Origin of the sequence: Mucilaginibacter sp. OAE612 (genome assembly GCF_041806395.1) — a bacterium.
GTDB classification, from domain to species: Bacteria; Bacteroidota; Bacteroidia; order Sphingobacteriales; family Sphingobacteriaceae; genus Mucilaginibacter; species Mucilaginibacter rubeus.
In genome coordinates this window covers 952,366-970,125 of sequence record NZ_JBGMUW010000001.1, presented here as the reverse complement: position 1 = coordinate 970,125, position 17,760 = coordinate 952,366, and the positions used below count along the sequence as shown (strand labels likewise).

The following is a 17,760-nucleotide window of genomic DNA, read 5'->3' as shown; positions in this document are numbered from 1 at the left end:
TCTCCCCCGGTAGGGGAGACTTTTAAGGTCCCTCTCTCCTGGAGATGAGGCTTCTTTTTACAAATACGACAACCCATTAAATTCCCCATCACTATAATAAAAGGGCTCAAAACCGTCTTCGGCAAGTTCACAACTTACCTGCATGGTGGTAAAAGTAACATCGCCAAAAATATTGGCTATGGCCGAGTCGGCAGCATCATGGCCGGTAGCTATTTTGATAAGGCCGTTTAAAGGTATCAGCCGCGTTGCATCAAACAGGATCCACTTGCCGCCAAGATAAGCCTCAAAGCAGGCGTGGAAATCGGCAGGTTTAAGACGATAGGCGTACCCTGTAAAATAGCGGGCAGGTATGGTAAGCGCACGGCAAAGGGCAATGCCCAAGTGTGCAAAATCACGGCAAACGCCGGCCTGCTCGGTAACGGTATCAAAAGCTGATGTTTGTGAATTGGTTGATCCGCTTAAATATTGTACGTTTTTATTGATCCAGTTGGTTAATTCAACCACCTGCTCAAAAGGGTTGGTAACATGCCCGAACATATTATGTGCAAGCCGGTATAATTTGTCCGACTGACAATAGCGGCTTGGATTTAAATATGGCAGCACCGGCGAAGGCAGCTCAGAAACGTGGGTTTCCTGTAAATTACCGAAATTGGTTATTTCATAACAATTATCAACCGTAGCTTTGTAGGTAACTTTAATATTGGGCGTATCGGCACTTACATCAAAACGTACCAAACGATTTTCGCCTTGCAGGGTTTGCAGCTCTTCAAACTTGATATATGGTTCCAGGCCAAATTCTTCACTTATTACCGTTTGATTTGGGCTGCGTAACGCGTGTATGTTTAAAATCAATGTGCCCGGCGACCGTACTACATATTCCATTTGGGTAAACACATCGAATTTCATGTTATCAGCTTTCTGTTTTTATTTCTTCTAATTTGTTAAATGTGGCATCCATCCAATCCTCCGAAATATGCTCAAGTGCCAGTTTCAGTTCCTCGGCCCATTGGGTTGAGATATGTTCAAGGTCCTGCTTATTATAACGCTGCTCAACAATATTGAAACTATCCTTTTTATAAACAGCCACATCTATCGGAAAATCGACATTGTTCGAGCTTACCCTTGTTGAATCGAATGAAAGAAAACCTGTTTTTAGCGCCAGTTTCAGGCTCGAATCTTCATTAAGGATACGGTTAAGGATAGCTTTACCATGCCCCGAATTTCCGATAACCACGTATGGCGCCCCCTGCCCTAACTCCACCCAGTTTCCTTCGGGATATAGCAAAAAAAGCTTGTGTTCATCATCATCGCGCAGTTGCCCGCCAATGATGGTATTCAGGTCAAATCGTAACCCGGCTGCATCAAGCGACGCTTTATCTTCCTGTGCGGCACGCTTTACCTGTTCGCCAAATGCATTCACGGCCTTATACATCTTATTAAACTCGGCTGTCTCCAATAATTCATTAAAATATATCACGGCCTTATCACGCACCGAGCGCAAACCGCTGGTCATGATAAACAGCGAAAAATGATCCTTTTGTTCTATAGTGATCTTCTTTTTTACAGTGGTATCCGTCCCCGAAGTTATACGGGTATCGGCAATGGCCAATAAGCCCTCTTTAACTTTAATTCCCAGGCAATAAGTCATTTGATTAGCGTCGTTCGTTATAAATTAATACTTGCCAAAGTAATTAAATAATGCGAGATTTATTTACCGGTTATTCATAAACCATTTATTTGCCGATACATCTTTTTCGGGCCTAACTACCTTTTATTTTATTGCATACAATGAAATTCAAATCAGCATTACTCATCCTGGCATTTATTTTTAACCTCAACTTTGTCAAAGCGCAAAAACACAGCCCTGTCCCTGTTATTTTCGACACGGATATCGCCGGAGATTATGACGATGTTGGTGCGATGGCTATGCTGTATGCCTTTGCAGATAAGGGTGAGGCCAAAATATTAGCAACCATATCCTGCAATGCCTTCGAAACTACCGCACCAACCATCAGTGTGATCAACACCTATTTTGGCAAGCCCAATATCCCCATAGGTATTGTAAAAAAAGACAAACCTAATAAAGACTGTGCACAGCAATGGGCCCAGGCTATTATTGCCAAATATCCGCATAACATAAAATCAAACAGCCAGGCAGTTGAAGCGGTAGCACTTTACCGCAAGGTGCTGGCAAAGCAAGCCGATGGCAGCGTAACTATTATTTCGGTAGGATTTTTCACCAACCTGGCCGATCTGCTCCGGTCGGGAGCTGATAAATACAGCAAACTGGATGGAGAACAACTGGTGAAAAAGAAAGTAAAACAACTGGTATCCATGGCTACGGGAATAGGTACCGACGGTAAAACCTTTAGCGAATACAATGTAAATGTGGACGCAGCCTCTGCGCAAAAAGTATTTAAAGACTGGCCTACACCTATTACCCTTAGCGGTTTTGAAATAGGTGAAAAAATCCTGACCGGAATCCGCCTGATCAACAATACATCAATAAAAAATAGCCCCGTAAAAGACGCCTTCCAGATAGCACTTACAAAAGACAAGAATACAACCGGCCGTAATAGTTGGGACGAAACCGCCGTACTAACAGCCATCAGGGGGCCCAAACCTTATTTTACCTATCGCAAACTTAACATGGAAATAAAGGACAACGGCACCGATGTAGTGGTGCCGGGAGAGCGGTTTTTATATCTTCAATTTGCCATGCAGCCCGGGGATATTGCAAAGGATATTGAACAATTGATGATGCACCAGCCTGTTAAAAAACAACGGGTAATATACCGCTAAAAATACCAACTACTTGGTATTGAATTTTCACGCGATAGATAGCACCTTAGTTTAATTATGAGCGAACCCATTAAAATTCAGGTATCCATCTTTTGCGAGCCTTGCATTATCTGCGGCAGCAGGCCTGTAATTGCACAGGCTAAAGGTAAATTTATTGTAAGATGCGGCGCCAACCCAAATCATTATCAAACGCCGCCCGGAATGGTGGATATAGCCAATTGGAATAAACATAACCGCCGGGAGCCTGGTTTTACCCCAAATATAGGGCATCTTAAACAATGCTGATCACTTAAAATAACGAGTTACCACATAGCCGATGGCTTCCTTTATATAGGTCCCCCAACCTGCTAAAGCACCTGCATTAGGTAGGAAATCATCGGCAGATACCGAAAACCTGCGGCTGGAAAAATTGCAGGGGTATGCAACCACGTCAACTCCCTGTTTTTTAAATATCATCAGGGAACGGCGCATATGAAATGCCGAGGTAACCAGTAAATATGGTGCTTTAAGTTTATGCTGCTGCAAGAGTTCTTTTGAAAAAGCGGCATTTTCAATGGTATTCCGAGATTTCGGTTCGCTTAGTACGCAACTGTCCGCAACCTGCATTTCCCTGAGTTGCTCCCTTACCCAATCAGCCTCCCTAAAACCCGATGGCCTCAAAAGCCCGTTTCCTCCTGTGATAAGAAGATGGCTGACTTTACCTGTTTTTTGCAAACGAACACCCTGGATAAACCTATCGGCAGCAGAGTTAAAGAAACCGCCGCCATTGCCATCATCCGAGCTAAAACCACCCAGCACTATAGCACAGGTATACTTTTTATCGGCTGGTACAGTAATCTCCCTGATATCCCAACACCAGCTAACCAGGTTAAGTAACAATGAATTAGAGAAAATATAAAGCACAATAATACCTGCAAGCAAAAATTTCCGTTTACGTTTTACGTTCTTTGAAAAAAGGGCGATCAATAAAAATGCGAATACCCATAGAAGCAAATTCATTAAAAACGAAAGGACTTTTGAAAAAATAAAAAACATATGGCGGTTATGGTGTTTAAGTACTTCAAATATAGAAGCTTTTATTGGGTGAAGTAACAAACTGGCATCATCATTGTCATATATCAGAAAAGAAAAATAAATTATGGGCTTTATCAAAACTCTTGCTATAGGTGCTGCAGTTGCTTACGGAATAAATTACGTAACCAAAAAAGGACCCGACGGTAAATCGATTATCGATAACCTGGTTGACAACGCCCCCGAATGGGCAGATCGCGCTAAAAAATACGGCGAACTTACTTTAGAACAAATTGCCGTACGTACTCAAAATTTCAGGGATAACAACAGGCGTTAATACGCCCTGCCTCGTGCTTTGTCCAATAATGTTTGGAGGATGATACAGAAGTTATTATTCGACTATAACAATGACATGCCTTTGGAATAACATAATACATACTAAACGGAGCTGATTAATATGTTTAGGCACAGTTGTCATCATCTCTCATAACGACGTGATTGTAAACTATTGATTGGCAGATTTATTTAGAATCATATTATATGCATGGGCGTTGCCTGCGGCCCGGGCTTTTCGTTACAAGTCCTCGCCTTCCGACGCCCCAACCTCCGCACACTGTGGGCTTTACACTGCAATCCCTAACGCTCCCGCCGCACAACACTTCAGCACAATATCATATAATCCTCCAATCCTATAAATCAAGGTTCCTTACCAGCCACTGTTCACGATACTGTTTTGGTGTAACTCCCTCAAAACGCTTAAAAAACTTGGTAAAGTTCGACGGATCAAAAGTAAGCCGGTTAGCTATTTCGGCTACACTGGCCTTGTTTTCCTGCAGCATGGTTTTGGCAATCCCCATGATTTTTTCCTCGAAAAAGAAACAGGGATGTTTGCCTGTAGTAAGTTTAATAGTATTGCTCAAATGGGTAGGATGGATATGCATTTCATCAGCAAAATCACGGATCTCGTACATGTCCAATACTCGGTTGTTCAGCACATCGTCAAGATGCCTATCAATAGCTTTCAAATAGTCGGCGGTAATTTCGTGCTGACGGACCAGTATTTTTTTCGGAACAGTGAGCGTCGTTTCCATCATACAAAACTAAGCAAACAGATCGGGCTTAAACAATGGTGCCACCCGCTTTTTAGATGCCTGCTCATAAGCATACCCCAACTTTATGATGTCGCCCTCTTTGTAGGCTGTGCTAAAAAACGATAACCCAACCGGCAGGCCATGGGCCAACCCCATGGGCACTGTAATATGCGGATACCCCGCCATAGCTGCAGGGCCCGAAAAGCTAAAACCATTATCATAGTCGCCATTTACCAGGTCGATACATACAGCCGGACCATTAGTGGTGCCTATGATGGCATCAAGTTTATATTTGGCCAGCATATCGTCAATAACTTTACGGGTACCTGTATTGGTTTGCTTAACTGCGTCAAGATATTCCTTACTGTTCAGGTCACCTTTGGCTTGAGCTAACTCCATCGTTTCCTGTTTAAAGAAAGGCATTGATTTAACCTCATTTTGCTTGTTAAAGGCAATTACATCGGCCAGGGTTTTTATTTTGCTGTTGGCATTGCCAAAGTATTGATTAAGGCCGTCTTTAAATTCATAAAGCAGCACGGTGAATTCATTTTTGCCTATGGTTTTTAGCTCCTTGTTCAATTCTATCTCCACCACTTCGGCACCTTTACTTTTCAGGGTTTTGATGGCATCCTGTAATAATGCCACAACGGCCGGGTTATCATTAAGCGCAGATTTCTCAATCCCCAGGCGCTTACCCTGTAAACCATTAGCGTCTAAAAATTTGGTATAATCCGCCTCAATCCTGCCTTTACTACCAAGTGTTGCCAGGTCGAGCGTATCAATACCGGTAAGCGCACCAAGCAGTATGGCGGCGTCCTTAACTGTACGCGCCATTGGTCCTGCCGTATCCTGCGTTTTGGAAATGGGGATTATGCCCGACCGGCTCCACAAGCCCACAGTTGGCTTAATGCCCACCAGGCCGTTAACCGATGCCGGCGACACTATCGAGCCGTTGGTTTCTGTACCGATACCAATAACGCAAAGATTGGCTGCTACAGCCGTTCCGGTACCGGCGCTTGAACCGCTGGGGTTCCTGTCTAAAACATAAGGGCACTTAGTTTGCCCTCCCCTGCTGCTCCAGGCGCTGGTTGAATGTGTAGACCGAAAGTTTGCCCACTCGCTTAAATTGGTTTTGCCCAATATCACAGCACCTGCCTCACGAAGCTTGTGCACTATAAAAGCATCTTGCTTGGCAAAATTATCGGCCAAAGCTAATGAGCCCGCCGTGGTGTGCATGTTATCGCCGGTATTAATATTATCCTTTATCAGCACAGGTATACCATGCAGCGGACCACGCACCTTACCCTTTTCACGTTCCCGGTCCATCGCATCGGCCATGTTCAAGGCATCTTTATTAAGCTCGATAACCGAGTTAAGCATGATGCCTTTTTTATCTATCTGATCAATGCGTTTCAGGTACAGCTCGGTAATCAGCCTTGAAGTAAACTGTTTGCTCTGCATTTTTTGCTGCAGATCGGTAATGGTTATCTCGCTCAGTTCAAATATATCGTCCTTACTGTTATCGGCAGCGGCAGTTTCATCGGCTTTATTTTCGGCAGATGGCTGATTGCAGGAAGCCGCTACTAAAGTAGATATCGTTAACCCAGCTAATGAACCGGTTTTGAGGAAATTTCTTCTGTGCATAACTGTTTAAATAAAGGCATTACAAGTAACAAAATATTTAACTACTTTGAAAGGTGTGGAGGTTGGAGATAGTTAAATGTTACAATAAAGTGGCGGTGCAAATCGTGTTTACTCATAACAGGATAAAAACAGATGTCACGCTGCCGGTCGAAGCATGGCGGGCAAGCCTCTACGAGCGAGTCTCCGACAAGCTACCCATGACATGTTTAAAAAATACATTTTTGTCAGCAGGTAAGCTTCGGGCAAAAACGGGCAGAACAATGGTGGCCTTGAGCGAAGGAAAGGGCATAGCAAGTTTTTGCAGAAGCTGGGGATATGTGTGGGCGAAGCGGGGCAAAATAATTGCAGCCGTGGTTCTGACCGTTTGCAGGGAAAAGGCCGGGCGATGGATATTGGGGCAGGGTGAGCGCAAAGAAGCCTTTCTGCTGACTTGATTTTTTGGTTACTTTTTTATCAAGAAAAAAGTAACTGGCCCCGCGCGGCCAAAAGCGCGACGATGTAAGTTAACTACTAATGAAGCCTGTTACCAGTCTGTCCGCAGATTGCTTCGTACCTCAATGACGTTGCGGGGATGTCATTTTACCTTCTGAGACTCTGGATTTAAATCACTCAGACTGACGGCCTCACTCTTGGCTTCAGAATGCCGTTGGTTTGATCGGCCGTCATGACAACAGCAATCTGACATAATCTTATTTAGATATCATCCCCGATATCACATTAATGCTCAATGCCACAATAGCTGTATTAAACGCAAAAGAAATCAACCCGTGCAGCCAGGCCAGCCTGCGGATAGAGCGTGCGGAGATCTCCACGTCAGATACCTGGAAAGTCATGCCTACTACAAACGAAAAGTATACAAAATCGAGGTAATCCGGCTCTTTTTCATCACCCGGAAATTCAAGACCGCCGAGATGTTTGAGTTTTTTATCATCATCGGGATCTGTAGTATAATACATATGGGCATAACGCAAGGCGAATATAGTGTGTACCAGCCACCATGAAACAATAACCGATGCCATGGCCAATAAAACCCGCGCCGTCACAACCGCGTCCGATTGGTTTTTTGTGGATAACAACAGAAATACTATTGCCAGCAAGCTCATCAGCGATGATACTATCACAAACAAAAATATCAGTGTGCGGCTTGAGTCTTCGATACTTGCTATTTTACGGATCTCGGCGGGGTTAGCCGTTAGGATAATGATCCAATCCATAATAATGATGCATAAACCAAATGCTATCCAGGTTACCAAAGCAACCGTTGGCACCGAAAAATGAGCCCAGGAGAAAAACAGTGTTATTGCTGCGGCCCCTAACGAGATCAGGAGGCGGTGATGAGCATCAAGACTAAAAAAGACTTTGGTTTTTGTTTTTTGAGGCATACAATTTAAGCTACACCATAAATATTATAATGTTTGATGTAGATTAAATGAAGATACTAAAAATCGTCTTCCTCAACAATCCAGGCCACACGGCCTACCTGCCCGTCATCCAGTTGTACTTTGATACCGCGTGAATGATACGCCGCGCTGGTTAACAGCCGTTTTACGAAACCCCTGGTCAGCGTACCTGTACGCTGGTCTTTTTTTAGTATGATGTCAACCTCAAGGCCGGGGTATATATCGCTTCTGTTTTGTCCATTCATGACCGTTGATTTATTTGATTACGTTGATTTCGCTGATTTTATTTTTTGATTTTTTTGATTGATATGATTTCACCGATTGAATAGATCGACAATAATCTTATCACAAAAACCAGGCAAATATCAATTTTTCGCAAGATAATCGGCTATAAAAGTTTTAACGCGTTCTTCGTTGCCATTGTCAAAACCATCAATTTTTTTTACTACTATATTTTTATTATTAACCAGGTATACCTGTGGTATGAACCCCAAATTGTACTGTGCCTGTGCTTTAGAAAACACCTGCTGAGGTATGATGAGTTGCTGCCAGGGCATATCTTCAGCTTTCATAACTGGTAACCAGTTCTCTTTCTTTGCATCTATTGATACGCTAACAAATCTGATATCATCTTTATTAAATCGGGCTGCTATCCGCTTTAAGGAAGGGATTTCCTGGCGACATGGGCTGCACCAGCTTGCCCAGAATATCACCATATTTAACTTTTTTGTATTATCCACCAGGTTCACCGGCTTTTCATCAGCATCATTGAAAACGCTATTAGCAAACTGATTTTTATCTGCAGGCTGATTATCAATAAACTGTTTCAGTTTTTTCCCATAGTACGATGCTTTTGCTTCATCGCCAAAAGAGTTGAATAATTCTTTCAATTGGGAATGATCTAAGTAAAATCTAAAACCATGCAACGCAAGTAAACTCCAATAAGAGTCGGGATTCTCACTGATAATTTTTTTTATCCTTTCTGCTTGCGCGGTTCTCCTGATACCATCTTTACTTATACGGATGTAAGGCAGCGTTATATTCTTCAAAAACGAATCGGATTGTGGCCCACCTTTTAAGATCGCTCCTTCAGTTTTTGAGAGGTCTCCGGTTATTGTGGTTATTCCCGAACTTATAACAAAAAAAGTATACCTGGAATGATTTTTTGAAGGCTCATACGGATTGGCAACATCTATAAATTGCTGTTTTCCTTTTTCGTCGAGATAATTTAACTGAACAAGATCGGCAAAAAAAGGGGTATCCCGTTTAAATCTAATTTCGAACTTTCCATCAGTAACTTTGGCAGAGTCTGTGGCTTTACTAAAAAATGAATAAGCGGGTTTGTAATACACCCATTTACTTTTAAGGCCTTTTATATCTCCTTTAATTATTACGGTATTATCATGTTTACAGGAAAACACGCTGATAAGCATCAGCAGGATGGTGTAATAAGGTTTTTTCATTGGTTTAGTATCAGGCTGCTAAAAAAATTCCTGATACCATTATAACTATTCAACCAGCCCTTTTATTGCCTGCTCTACTTTTCCGAAATCAAAATTATCGATCAGTTTATCAAATGAGGCAGCAATCTGCTCGTTTCCAAGGTTACCGATGCTACCCTCGTGGGTATGGTTCACCGTTTTATCAGGATTAAAATTTCCTGCTTCAATAGCCAAACCAACCTGTTTATAAGCATCGCGGAATGGCGTGCCGCTTAAGGTTAAACGGTTCACTTCCTCAACACTAAACAGGTAAGCGTATTTGGCATCATCCAAAATGTCCGTTTTTATGGTTATATTTTGCAGCATGAAGGTTGCCATTTGCAGGCAGTGTTTCAAATCGGCAAAAGCAGGAAACAGCAATTCTTTCAGTAATTGAAGCTCACGGTGATATCCTGATGGTAAATTAGTGGTCATCATGGCTACATCGGTAGGCAGTGCTTGCAGGCGGTTACATTTGCCGCGCATAATTTCCCAAACATCGGGGTTTTTTTTGTGCGGCATAATGCTGCTGCCGGTAGTTAATGCGTCCGGGTAACTTACAAACGAGAAATTCTGGCTCAGGTACAAGGTTTGATCCATCGCCATTTTTGCCAGCGTAGCCGCAATGGTTGATATGGCCTGAGCAATAATGCGCTCCGTTTTACCCCGCCCCATTTGCGCGTAAACAACATTATAATTAAGGTTATCAAAACCTAAAAGCTGTGTAGTTAAAGTACGGTTAAGCGGGAACGATGAACCATAACCGGCAGCCGAACCCAGCGGATTTTTATTGGTAATGCGGTAAGCAGCCAGAACCAGTTCAAGGTCATCAACCAGGCTTTCGGCATAGGCGCCAAACCATAAGCCAAATGATGATGGCATGGCCACCTGCAGGTGGGTATAACCCGGCAATAAAACATCTTTATGTTTTTCACTCAATTCAATAAGCTGGCGGAACAGGGTTTCGGTGCTTTCAACAACTTCCTGCAACTGGTAACGGAAGAAAAGCTTTAAGTCGACCAAAACCTGGTCGTTACGTGAGCGGCCGCTGTGGATCTTTTTACCGGCATCACCAATGCGTTGGGTGAGCAGCAGTTCAACCTGCGAGTGAACGTCTTCCACATGCTCATCGATCTTGAAACCGCCTTTGGCAATATCTGCATAAATGTTTTTCAACTCGCGCTGAACAAGCTCCAGATCGGTGCTATCCATCAGCCCTACGCTTTGCAGCATCCGGGTATGGGCCAACGATCCTAAAACGTCAAACGCCGCCATTTGCTCATCAAATTCACGGTCGCGGCCAACAGTAAAGTTTTCAACCAGTTCGTTAACGTTGGTAGTTTTTTGCCATAGCTTGCTCATGGTGCAAATGTATAAATTATCTGAACTGTCTTATTTTGTCTGAACTCGAATTTATTGAATTAAATGAATTTATTGAATTTGCTCAGCATTCTGTTAATTCCTTAATTGCATAAATTCGGGTTCAGAAAAAAATCAGCGTAATCAACGTAATCAGAAAAAATCAATGGTCAAAATTCAGGTTCAGACAGTTCAGGATGCCAATCTCAATCTATCCATTTAACATTGTTGATTGTGACAACTTATCATAGGCTTTGGCCAATATTGTATAAACCGCTATCTTAACCACATGAAACACCTTTTATGTAAGCCATTGCTTAGCATTGCCTTATCATTTTGCTTTTATTCGGTAACACAAGCTCAAACGCCTGGGGCAACAGGTCTTAAATCCGAATACCTTGTAAACCCTATAGGCATCGATAACACTCACCCCCGCTTAACCTGGCTCATGAACGATAAAGCACAGGGTGCAGCTCAGAGTGCCTACCAGCTTTATATAGGTACCGATTCAGTTGCTGTTTCAGCAAGCAAAGGCAGCGCATGGACTACATCCAAAATTGCTTCATCAAATAATCTTGTTATTTATAGTGGTCAACAACTAAAACCTTTTACTAAGTATTTCTGGAAGGTTCAGCTTTGGGACTGGGCAGGTAAAAAGCTTGCCCCATCAGTTGTAAACAGTTTCGAAACAGGCATGATGGGCATGCAAAACTGGAAAGGCTCATGGATCAGCGATAATAAAGGGATAGCAGTAAACCCTGCCCCTTATTTTCGCAATACATTTAAAGTAGCTAAGCCAATCCGCTCGGCGAGGGCTTATATTGCTGCGGCTGGTTTATATGAATTATATCTCAACGGAAAAAAAATCGGCAATCACCGCCTCGATCCTATGTATACCCGGTTCGACAGGCGTACATTATATGTTTCGTATGATGTAACCGCCCAGTTGCAAAGCGGCAAAAATGCCGTTGGCGTATTGTTAGGTAACGGCTGGTACAACCACCAGAGTACGGCTGTTTGGTTCTTTCACCAGGCGCCTTGGCGCGGTCGCCCGGCATTTTGTATGGACTTGCGCATCACTTATACCGATGGTACGGTTGAAACTGTAAAATCAGGTACCGACTGGAAAACTTCGCTTAGTCCTATCGTTTTCAACAGTATTTACACTGCCGAGCATTACGATGGCCGGTTAGAGCAACCGGGCTGGAACACAGCCAACTTTGACGACAGCAAATGGAAGCCGGTTATTAACCGTTCTGCTCCATCAATGAACATTGTATCACAAGCTATGCAGCCTATCCGTGCGGTTGATACCATCAGCACCAAAAGCGTTACCAAAATTGACAGCGACGTTTGGGTGTTTGACATGGGCCGAAATATTTCGGGCGTAAGCCAGATCACTGTTAAAGGTGATTCGGGCACCGTGATCCGTCTTAAACATGCAGAAAGATTGAACAAAAACGGACATGTTGATCAATCAAACATCGATCTGCATTACCGCCCTACTGATGATAAAGATCCATTCCAGACCGATATTTTCATTTTAGGCGGCAAGGGCGAAGAAACATTTTCGCCGCGTTTTAACTACAAAGGTTTTCAATATATTGAGGTAAGTAGCAGCAAACCCATCCAAATTGGCAAAGAAAACATCAAAGCGTTTTTTATGCACAGCGATGTAGAGCCCATCGGTACCGTTAAAGCATCCAATCAAACCATTAACCAGATCTGGACGGCTACCAACAATAGCTACCTCAGCAACCTGTTCGGCTATCCCACTGATTGCCCTCAACGTGAAAAGAACGGCTGGACCGGCGATGCCCACATTGCCAGCGAAACCGGCCTCTATAATTTTGATGGCATCACCGTTTACGAAAAATGGCTGGCCGATCATCGCGATGAGCAGCAACCTAACGGCGTACTCCCTTCAATTATCCCAACCGGCGGCTGGGGCTACGAGTGGGGTAACGGGCCCGACTGGACCAGTACCATCGCCATTATTCCTTACAATATTTATTTATTTTATGGCGATAGCAAACTATTGGCCGATAGCTATAATGCTATTGAAAAATACGTAAACCACATCGATGAGCTTTATCCGACCGGCTTGACCACCTGGGGCCTGGGCGACTGGGTGCCGGTAAAATCGGTTTCGCCGGTTGAGCTTACTTCGTCTGTTTATTATTATACCGATGCCAGCATACTGGCTAAAGCAGCCAAAATATTAGGCAAACAGGTCGATTATGTAAAATATTCGGCATTGGCCAATAAGATCAGGAACGCCATCAATGCTAAATATTTAGATACTACAACTGGCCTTTACGGCAAGGGCTTACAAACAGAATTAAGTGTACCACTCTACTGGGGTGTAGTGCCCGATAACATGAAAAGTAAAGTTGCCGCCAATCTGGCTAAACGTGTTGAAGCCGATAACTTCCATTTGGATGTAGGCATTTTGGGTGCCAAGGCCATCTTGAGTGCACTAAGCGATAACGGTTATCCGGATGTTGCCTACAAAATAGCCTCGCAGGAAACCTTCCCATCATGGGGATGGTGGATGGTTAACGGCGCTACCACACTATATGAAAACTGGCAAATAGATGCAAAATCTGATATTTCGCTCAACCACATTATGTTTGGTGAAATTGGCGCATGGCTATACAAGGGCATTGCAGGTATTCACCCCGATCCGGAGCATCCCGGCTTTAAAAATGTATTACTGCAACCGCACTTTGTACCAAACCTAAACGAATTTACGGCTACCCACAAAGGGCCTTATGGTAACATTGTTTCATCGTGGCAACGCACCGGTAACAGTGTAACTTATAAAGTAAGTGTGCCTGCAAACTCAAGTGCAACAATTAGCTTCCCGGCTGGTAAAGTTTATCTTGCGGGCAAAGCAATCAACAACCCTGCGTTGTATAAAATAAATGCGGGCAGCTATGTGTTCGAGGTAAAATAATATCACCGCAAATGCCATAGTATTTTCATATTTTAATATCTGCGCATATCAAATGACCATTTACTGACAGGCCGGGGCAACCCCGGCCTGTTTTTGTATATAAATTTGTCGCACCTTATTTACAATCACTGATACACCATGCGCAGGATACTTACTATCGTATTTTTATTATTTGTTACCAAATTTGCCATGGCAGGCCCTGAAGAGCCATGGTCATTAAGCACCGACAAAGACGGCATCAAGGTTTACACCCGCCATATTGCAAATTCAAAAATCAAAGCCATAAAAGTAGAGTGCACATTTAATGCTTCAGCAGCACAATTGGTGGCGGTTCTTATGGATATCAAAACCTGCAGCGAATGGGTTTACCACACCAAGTCGGCAACTGTTATTAAAGAAGTTTCTCCTTCAGATATTTATTACTACTCGGAAGTAAACATACCATGGCCGGTTCATAACCGTGATTTTGTAGCACATTTAAAAGTTACGCAAGACCCTAAAACCAAAGTGGTTACCATCGACGCGCCGGTTATCTCAAATATGGTACCCGCGAAAGATGGCATCGTAAGAGTTGAAAACTCAACCGGCAGGTGGGTTATCACTCCCGTTGATAGCAATCATGTAAGTATCGTTTACACCCTGCACCTTGATCCGGGAGGCTCGGTACCTGCCTGGCTTATCAATATGTTTGCCGCACAAGGCCCTACCGAAAGTTTTAAAGGTTTAAAAAAACAATTGCAGAAACCGGCTTATAAGGATGTGAAGCTGGCATATGTGCAGTAGTTGCGTTCTGTCTGAACTCGAATTTTAGGAATTAAAGAATTTATCGAATTGGTTTGTTAGTTCCACAATTCCCGTGCTATTCTAAGTCTGTTAACTATCGGGGAGTATGTAGTTATAACTACACACATAGTACATCCATAGACAGAGTCTGCGAACAGCAAACAGTGAAGAATTTGCTTGGTAGTTCACTGCATAAAGATTCTGTCTATTCTTTAATTCCTAAAATTCGAGTTCAGACAAAATCCTGTCTTCCAAAAATCCCCCCAAATCCAGGTTCAGACAACTTGCAAATAAACGTCAGCATTTTGCAAATAAAATTGAAAACTCGTATCACACTTAGCTGTACTTTCGATGTTAGTATATAACCGTTTAATTTGCCTGCAGGATACCAAAGGATAGTTGTGCAAATTATAAACGCTAATATTGCTTTAACCAATAAAGTAAACGTGTAAACGATGAGAGTTGCCTTGTTTGTTCCTTGCTATGTTGACCAGTTTTACCCAAAAGCGGCCATTGCCACGCTGGAATTACTGGAAAAACTTGGCTGCGAAGTCCACTACCCTAAAAATCAAACCTGCTGCGGGCAGCCGATGGCCAATTCGGGTTATGAGCATTTAACCGGCGGCTGCAATAATCTATTTGTCGATAATTTTTCGGGATACGATTATGTCGTTTGTCCGTCGGGAAGTTGTACCCTGCACATCAAAGAGCATTTACATGCCGATGGAAAAGAGGAACAGGCAACAGAGATCCGCAAAAAAGTTTATGAGCTTACCGAGTTTTTGGTTGATATATTGAGAGTTAAACAGCTTTCGGCCAGTTTCCCATACAAAGTTGGTTTACACCAGAGCTGCCACGGTTTGCGTGGTTTACGCATAGCCCAAATGAGTGAGCTTGTTGCCGAACCATTCAGCAAACCGGCCCAGTTACTGGATCTGGTAAATGGACTGGAACTGGTACAACTTAGCCGCCAGGATGATTGCTGCGGTTTTGGAGGAACGTTTTGTGTGGTTGAGGAGGCGGTATCGGCCAAAATGGGGAAAGACCGTGTAGCTGATCACATATCGCACGGGGCGCAATATATTACCTCGGCCGATCTTTCGTGCCTGATGCACCTTGAGGGCATCCTGCGTCGCCAAAACAGCGATGTTAAAGTAATTCACGTAGCCGAAATTTTAAACAACAGCCTGTAATGAGTACCGCTACTACCAAAGATCACCCGCATTTAGCTGCCGAATTTAACCGCGATGAGCCCCGTGTAAACTGGCATGATGAAACCCTATGGTGGGTACGTGCCAAACGGGATATTGCCGCTCATAAACTCCCCGAATGGGAATTGCTGCGCGAAACGGCATCCCAAATAAAATTTAACGTACTCTCAAACCTGAGCATCTACCTGGAGCAGTTTGAGGCCAATGCCACCAAAAATGGGATCATAGTACACTGGGCGGCCGACGCCACAGAACATAACCAAATTGTACACGGCCTGCTTGAACAAAAGGGCATTACTAAAATGGTAAAAAGCAAATCGATGCTTACCGAGGAATGCCATTTGAACGAATACCTGAAAGAGCAGGGCATTGATGTAATTGACTCCGATCTCGGAGAGCGCATTGTACAGTTGGCCCATGAACCGCCAAGCCATATCGTACTGCCTTGTATCCATAAAAAGAAGGAAGAAATAGGCGATATTTTCCACGAGCATTTAGGTTCAGCCAAAGGCGAATCAGATCCTAAAATATTGACTGAAACTGCCCGTCAACATTTGCGCGAGGTATTTTTAACCCGTCGCGCAGCACTTACCGGTGTTAATTTCGCAGTGGCCGAAACAGGTGAGTTCGTGATCTGTACCAATGAGGGTAACGCTGATATGGGGGCACATTTAGCCGAGATCCATATCGCATCAATGGGCATCGAAAAGCTTATTCCAGAAAGGAAACACCTTGGTGTGTTTCTGCGCCTGCTTACCCGCAGTGCTACCGGACAGCCTATTACCACTTACTCGAGCCATTTCAGCAAACCGCAGGAAGGCACCGAAATTCACATTGTTATTGTTGATAACGGGCGCAGCATTCAGCTGGGTCGCGAGGACTTTCGCAACTCGTTGAAATGTATCCGTTGCGGGGCTTGTATGAATACCTGCCCGGTTTATCGCAAAAGTGGCGGTCACAGCTATCATACCGCCGTTGCCGGGCCAATAGGATCCATCCTGGCCCCTAACCTCGACATGAAAATATATGCCGACCTGCCATTTGCCTCTACCCTTTGCGGTTCGTGCAGCAACGTGTGCCCGGTTAAGATAGATATTCATGACCAGCTGTATAAATGGCGGCAGGTGATTGTGAAGGAAGGATATTCGCCCAAAGCAAAAACTATAGCCATGAAAGCTATGGCTTTAACACTGGCCTCACCAGCCCTGTACCGCATGGGAGGTAAAACCGGCAGACTGGTATTTAAATATGCCCCATTTGCAGTAAATAATAAACTAAACCCCTGGTACAATCAAAGGGAAATGCCTAAAGCACCCGATGAATCATTTGGCGAATGGTATGCCAAAAGGAAAGGAGCAAAAAACTCATGAGCCGTGAAAAGATCTTAGCCGCTGTAAAATTTAATCAGCCCGCTGCTATGCCGCTGCCAGATATGGATGTGTTGAATACGCTAACCGATGTCAGAACTGATCTGGTATCAAAATACAAAACCATCGCTACAGCAGGCGGCAGCTTTGTTTATGAGGTTAGTGACTTTGATGAGATCAAAACCATCATTAATAACGAATTTAAAGCCGGCGTTAAGATCATATCTGCCCTTAGCGAACTGAGCGATTACATTTATGCCGAAAACGTGAAACACGAAGACGGGCACACTTTCGCAGATGTTGAATTGACCGTACTTCGTACTAAACTTGGTGTTGCCGAAAACGGGGCACTCTGGCTTACCGAAAAAGATATGGGTAGCCGGGTACTACCTTTTATTGCCCAGCATTTGGCAGTAGTAATCGGTAAAGATGATTTTGTACCTACCATGGCGCAGGCTTACCAGGTAATTGCCGATGCCGATTATGGCTATGGTTCGTTTATCTCCGGCCCTTCAAAAACTGCAGATATTGAACAGTCGTTGGTTATAGGGGCTCATGGGCCAAGAAGTTTATCGGTGTTTATACTTTCTTAAAGATCTTTTAAAAGCGACCTAAAAGTAACGTCATTGCGAGTAACCATCAGGGAAGCCCT

Annotated in this window: 17 protein-coding genes; 8 read left to right on the top strand and 9 right to left on the bottom strand. The window is 43.6% G+C overall.

Annotated elements, in window-relative coordinates; genetic code table 11:
* Window positions 1-57: 57 nt before the first annotated feature.
* Both ABID99_RS04160 and ABID99_RS04155 read right to left on the bottom strand, forming a co-directional pair.
* Window positions 58-906: a transglutaminase family protein gene (locus tag ABID99_RS04160; RefSeq protein ID WP_373612960.1), complete on the bottom strand. Its 849-nt coding sequence runs from the start codon at window positions 904-906 to the stop codon at window positions 58-60.
* Window positions 907-910: 4 nt separating this feature from the next.
* A complete protein-coding gene (locus ABID99_RS04155) occupies window positions 911-1,648 on the bottom strand; it encodes a peptidase (RefSeq protein WP_090527862.1) in 738 nt (245 codons plus the stop codon).
* 140 nt (window positions 1,649-1,788) lie between these two features.
* Here ABID99_RS04155 and ABID99_RS04150 point away from each other — a divergent pair, with 140 nt between their 5' ends.
* Entirely contained in the window at window positions 1,789-2,802 is a 1,014-nt protein-coding gene (locus ABID99_RS04150) for a nucleoside hydrolase (protein WP_373612958.1), read from the top strand.
* Window positions 2,803-3,087: 285 nt separating this feature from the next.
* Here ABID99_RS04150 and ABID99_RS04145 read toward each other — a convergent pair whose 3' ends face one another.
* Window positions 3,088-3,801: a YdcF family protein gene (locus ABID99_RS04145; RefSeq protein WP_176628548.1), complete on the bottom strand. Its 714-nt coding sequence runs from the start codon at window positions 3,799-3,801 to the stop codon at window positions 3,088-3,090.
* A 139-nt stretch (window positions 3,802-3,940) separates the two neighbouring features.
* Between ABID99_RS04145 and ABID99_RS04140 the strand changes: the two genes are divergently transcribed.
* Window positions 3,941-4,150 (top strand): hypothetical protein, encoded by a 210-nt coding sequence (locus ABID99_RS04140; RefSeq protein WP_090527874.1) that lies wholly within the window; start codon window positions 3,941-3,943, stop codon window positions 4,148-4,150.
* 352 nt (window positions 4,151-4,502) lie between these two features.
* On the opposite strand, the gene ABID99_RS04135 is transcribed toward ABID99_RS04140, so the two are convergent.
* Window positions 4,503-4,904: a helix-turn-helix domain-containing protein gene (locus tag ABID99_RS04135; protein ID WP_373612957.1), complete on the bottom strand. Its 402-nt coding sequence runs from the start codon at window positions 4,902-4,904 to the stop codon at window positions 4,503-4,505.
* A gap of 9 nt (window positions 4,905-4,913) precedes the next feature.
* Window positions 4,914-6,548, bottom strand: coding sequence for an amidase (locus ABID99_RS04130; RefSeq protein WP_373612956.1), 1,635 nt, complete (start codon window positions 6,546-6,548; stop codon window positions 4,914-4,916).
* Window positions 6,549-6,610: 62 nt separating this feature from the next.
* Here ABID99_RS04130 and ABID99_RS04125 point away from each other — a divergent pair, with 62 nt between their 5' ends.
* Window positions 6,611-6,982 (top strand): hypothetical protein, encoded by a 372-nt coding sequence (locus tag ABID99_RS04125; protein WP_373612955.1) that lies wholly within the window; start codon window positions 6,611-6,613, stop codon window positions 6,980-6,982.
* A 255-nt stretch (window positions 6,983-7,237) separates the two neighbouring features.
* Here ABID99_RS04125 and ABID99_RS04120 read toward each other — a convergent pair whose 3' ends face one another.
* The 4 genes from ABID99_RS04120 to argH form a co-directional block, all read right to left on the bottom strand.
* Window positions 7,238-7,930, bottom strand: coding sequence for a DUF1345 domain-containing protein (locus ABID99_RS04120; protein WP_354486318.1), 693 nt, complete (start codon window positions 7,928-7,930; stop codon window positions 7,238-7,240).
* 56 nt (window positions 7,931-7,986) lie between these two features.
* Window positions 7,987-8,193 carry a YwbE family protein gene (locus tag ABID99_RS04115; RefSeq protein WP_091211944.1) on the bottom strand — a complete coding sequence of 69 codons (207 nt, stop codon included), beginning with the start codon at window positions 8,191-8,193 and terminating at the stop codon, window positions 7,987-7,989.
* A gap of 120 nt (window positions 8,194-8,313) precedes the next feature.
* A complete protein-coding gene (locus ABID99_RS04110; protein ID WP_373612954.1) occupies window positions 8,314-9,411 on the bottom strand; it encodes a thioredoxin-like domain-containing protein in 1,098 nt (365 codons plus the stop codon).
* Window positions 9,412-9,456: 45 nt separating this feature from the next.
* Window positions 9,457-10,791: an argininosuccinate lyase gene (gene argH / locus ABID99_RS04105; RefSeq protein ID WP_373612953.1), complete on the bottom strand. Its 1,335-nt coding sequence runs from the start codon at window positions 10,789-10,791 to the stop codon at window positions 9,457-9,459.
* Between the two features lie 286 nt (window positions 10,792-11,077).
* Here argH and ABID99_RS04100 point away from each other — a divergent pair, with 286 nt between their 5' ends.
* The 5 genes from ABID99_RS04100 (at window position 11,078) to ABID99_RS04080 (ending at window position 17,701) form a co-directional block, all read left to right on the top strand.
* Window positions 11,078-13,747 (top strand): family 78 glycoside hydrolase catalytic domain, encoded by a 2,670-nt coding sequence (locus ABID99_RS04100; protein ID WP_373612952.1) that lies wholly within the window; start codon window positions 11,078-11,080, stop codon window positions 13,745-13,747.
* A 138-nt stretch (window positions 13,748-13,885) separates the two neighbouring features.
* Window positions 13,886-14,530 (top strand): START domain-containing protein, encoded by a 645-nt coding sequence (locus tag ABID99_RS04095; RefSeq protein WP_176628541.1) that lies wholly within the window; start codon window positions 13,886-13,888, stop codon window positions 14,528-14,530.
* A gap of 455 nt (window positions 14,531-14,985) precedes the next feature.
* Entirely contained in the window at window positions 14,986-15,723 is a 738-nt protein-coding gene (locus tag ABID99_RS04090) for a (Fe-S)-binding protein (protein ID WP_373612951.1), read from the top strand.
* Complete coding sequence (locus ABID99_RS04085) at window positions 15,723-17,111, top strand: lactate utilization protein B (protein WP_373612949.1); 1,389 nt, start codon at window positions 15,723-15,725, stop codon at window positions 17,109-17,111. The genes ABID99_RS04090 and ABID99_RS04085 overlap by 1 nt, the downstream gene beginning before the upstream one ends.
* The gene (locus tag ABID99_RS04080) at window positions 17,108-17,701 is read left to right on the top strand and encodes a lactate utilization protein C (RefSeq protein WP_373612948.1); all 594 of its coding nucleotides are present in this window, start codon (window positions 17,108-17,110) and stop codon (window positions 17,699-17,701) included. The genes ABID99_RS04085 and ABID99_RS04080 overlap by 4 nt, the downstream gene beginning before the upstream one ends.
* Window positions 17,702-17,760 lie beyond the last annotated feature (59 nt).

Excerpts from the sequence above, each read along its gene's own strand:
- ABID99_RS04115 (WP_091211944.1), bottom strand. The coding sequence starts at position 8,193 with ATGAATGGACAAAACAGAAGCGATATATACCCCGGCCTTGAGGTTGAC.
- ABID99_RS04100 (WP_373612952.1), top strand. The coding sequence starts at position 11,078 with ATGAAACACCTTTTATGTAAGCCATTGCTTAGCATTGCCTTATCATTT.
- ABID99_RS04080 (WP_373612948.1), top strand. The coding sequence starts at position 17,108 with ATGAGCCGTGAAAAGATCTTAGCCGCTGTAAAATTTAATCAGCCCGCT.
- ABID99_RS04160 (WP_373612960.1), bottom strand. The coding sequence starts at position 906 with ATGAAATTCGATGTGTTTACCCAAATGGAATATGTAGTACGGTCGCCG.
- ABID99_RS04110 (WP_373612954.1), bottom strand. The coding sequence starts at position 9,411 with ATGAAAAAACCTTATTACACCATCCTGCTGATGCTTATCAGCGTGTTT.
- ABID99_RS04085 (WP_373612949.1), top strand. The coding sequence starts at position 15,723 with ATGAGTACCGCTACTACCAAAGATCACCCGCATTTAGCTGCCGAATTT.
- ABID99_RS04155 (WP_090527862.1), bottom strand. The coding sequence starts at position 1,648 with ATGACTTATTGCCTGGGAATTAAAGTTAAAGAGGGCTTATTGGCCATT.
- argH (WP_373612953.1), bottom strand. The coding sequence starts at position 10,791 with ATGAGCAAGCTATGGCAAAAAACTACCAACGTTAACGAACTGGTTGAA.
- ABID99_RS04120 (WP_354486318.1), bottom strand. The coding sequence starts at position 7,930 with ATGCCTCAAAAAACAAAAACCAAAGTCTTTTTTAGTCTTGATGCTCAT.
- ABID99_RS04095 (WP_176628541.1), top strand. The coding sequence starts at position 13,886 with ATGCGCAGGATACTTACTATCGTATTTTTATTATTTGTTACCAAATTT.
- ABID99_RS04130 (WP_373612956.1), bottom strand. The coding sequence starts at position 6,548 with ATGCACAGAAGAAATTTCCTCAAAACCGGTTCATTAGCTGGGTTAACG.
- ABID99_RS04090 (WP_373612951.1), top strand. The coding sequence starts at position 14,986 with ATGAGAGTTGCCTTGTTTGTTCCTTGCTATGTTGACCAGTTTTACCCA.
- ABID99_RS04150 (WP_373612958.1), top strand. The coding sequence starts at position 1,789 with ATGAAATTCAAATCAGCATTACTCATCCTGGCATTTATTTTTAACCTC.
- ABID99_RS04145 (WP_176628548.1), bottom strand. The coding sequence starts at position 3,801 with ATGAATTTGCTTCTATGGGTATTCGCATTTTTATTGATCGCCCTTTTT.
- ABID99_RS04135 (WP_373612957.1), bottom strand. The coding sequence starts at position 4,904 with ATGGAAACGACGCTCACTGTTCCGAAAAAAATACTGGTCCGTCAGCAC.
- ABID99_RS04140 (WP_090527874.1), top strand. The coding sequence starts at position 3,941 with ATGGGCTTTATCAAAACTCTTGCTATAGGTGCTGCAGTTGCTTACGGA.